The sequence below is a fragment of the Pseudomonas sp. Z18(2022) genome, from assembly GCF_036346535.1.
In the GTDB taxonomy this organism is placed as follows: Bacteria; Pseudomonadota; Gammaproteobacteria; order Pseudomonadales; family Pseudomonadaceae; genus Aquipseudomonas; species Aquipseudomonas yamanorum_A.
In genome coordinates, this window is the sequence record NZ_JAOTOA010000080.1 from 1 (window position 1) to 277 (window position 277).

Consider the following 277-nt stretch of genomic DNA (forward strand, 5'->3'; position numbering starts at 1 on the left):
CGAGGAGTCGCAAACCTTGTGGCGAGGGAGCTTGCTCCCGCTGGGGTGTGAAGCGCCCCTGAAAAGGTCAGCGCATTCTTTCAGGAGAACGTGGGTGGATGGTTTTGGGGCTGCTGCGCAGCCCAAAGGGAGCAAGCTCCCTCGCCACACGTTAGCGGTGCTGTTATTACAAGGTTCCGCTTAGGCCAAAGCGTTTTTTCAGGACCGTCTCCAGCAACCCCTTGGGCAACAACGCCGCCATCCACGGCAGAGCCTGGCAGCCATTACGTCGAGGAGT

Annotated in this window: 1 pseudogene; it reads right to left on the reverse strand. The window is 59.6% G+C overall.

Annotated features, from left to right (window positions below):
• Positions 1–166 precede the first annotated feature (166 nt).
• Positions 167–277: pseudogene (locus V3W39_RS33905) on the reverse strand (hypothetical protein); the annotation flags it as partial.